The 1,443-nt window shown below is 64.1% G+C and carries 3 protein-coding genes; all 3 read right to left on the bottom strand.

From position 1 onward, the window contains the following. Positions 1 to 104: prepilin-type N-terminal cleavage/methylation domain-containing protein (locus EOL86_14935; GenBank protein NCD26863.1), on the bottom strand; the 104-nt coding region annotated here is incomplete at its 3' end. Between the two features lie 248 nt (positions 105 to 352). Next, positions 353 to 1,138 (bottom strand): tetratricopeptide repeat protein, encoded by a 786-nt coding sequence (locus EOL86_14930; protein ID NCD26862.1) that lies wholly within the window; start codon positions 1,136 to 1,138, stop codon positions 353 to 355. Next, a partial coding sequence (locus EOL86_14925; protein ID NCD26861.1) for a hypothetical protein occupies positions 1,135 to 1,443 on the bottom strand: 309 nt, incomplete at its 5' end. The genes EOL86_14930 and EOL86_14925, both read right to left, overlap by 4 nt.

The following is a 1,443-nucleotide window of genomic DNA, read 5'->3' as shown; positions in this document are numbered from 1 at the left end:
TCCTGGCCCTTGAGCACCGCGCCGATGATCAGGCCGATGATGACCAGAACGATGGCCATTTCGATGAGGGTGAAACCGCCCTGCTGCCGTGTTGCTTTCCGCATGTGTAACTCCTTGTGCTGTGTGTGCCGGCCGGGTGCGCCACTTGGCCTGGTCGCATGTCCTTGGCGCCCATGTTGGGTGCATGCGCCCGTTGCCATCCGTTGGTTGTGAAAATGTCGTGCCCCTGACTTCCGGTGCCGCGATTACGGTGGTGCCCGTCAATTTTGGTCTTTATGTGTCTAGCAGAGGCGTCCGGCTCTCGCAATCCGGGCCGCTCCGCGTTCACGCCCTCCTCCTTGCCCGTTAGCTGTCATGGCAGGGCCAGCCGCAGTTCCCGCACTTTGGCGTCGTTGGGAAACTCCGCCCGCAACCGGTCATGTTCCAGGCGTGCCTGGGTGTGTTTGTTTTGCCCAAGCAAAGCCTGGACCAAATTGATTCGAGCCCCGATGTCGCCGCGCCGCTCCTGGATCAGCCGGGAAAAAATCGCCTCGGCCTGGGCGAAATTGCCGTGGCGCAAGGCCAGGGCGCCTTCCCATTTGCGCGGCAGGCTGGATTGGGCGCCGGCGGTACGTCGGAGTTCCGTCAGCAGGGTGCCCACCCGGATCAAATCATCATGGGCCCAGGCCGTGGCCAACTGGCGGTCCAGCTCCATGATGCGCTGATTGCGCTTGGCCCGCTGCACAAAGAGCTGTTCCAGTTCGATGGTGGGCTTGGCCAGATCCTCGATGCCGATCTTGGTTTGCACCGGGGGCGAAATCCTGGGTGGCGTGCTCAGCCGGGGCATGGCCGCCGGCATCGCGACCGGCGCCGGCGCCGGGGCGGGCGTGGCGTTGACGGCCTCGGGCACCGGACGTTCGGTTTCGACGGCCTGCTGGTAGGCCGCGTCCAGCTGCGGGCCGATGTGGTCCAACTCGCCGCGCAGCCACCAGATCAGACCGTAGCCGGCGGCGCTGACGCCGGTCAGGATGGCCAGAAAAATGACAAGGCGCTTGGTCAGGCCGACGTTGCCGGGAGCATGGCGCGGCATGGACCGTCCCGTCCCGCCCTGGCCATTGTTTTGGGCGACCTGTTGCAGGCTTTTATAGATCAGGCTCATCCCACGACCCGAATGTGCATGACGATGACCAGTTCACGGGTGTCTTCCGCGTCCTGGCGGGAATTGAAGAGCCAGCCCAGGCCGGGCACCTCGCCCAAACCGGGCACGGCGCTGTCGTTTTTCTGAGAGGTTTTGTAGATCAGGCCGCCCAGGATGACCGTGTCCCCGTCGCGGGTGCGGACATTGGTGTTGACGTTGCGCACATCGACCACGGGCAGGGTCACGGTGGAGCCGTCCACGAAGGTTGTTTCCTTGGACAGATCGACCTGGCTGGTGATGGGGAAGACGTCCAGATCGACGCTGCC

It is taken from the genome of Deltaproteobacteria bacterium (genome assembly GCA_009930495.1).
Classification (GTDB): Bacteria; Desulfobacterota; Desulfovibrionia; order Desulfovibrionales; family Desulfomicrobiaceae; genus Desulfomicrobium.
Note: the sequence above shows the minus strand (reverse complement) of the source record. Positions and strands in the feature narration are given on the sequence as shown.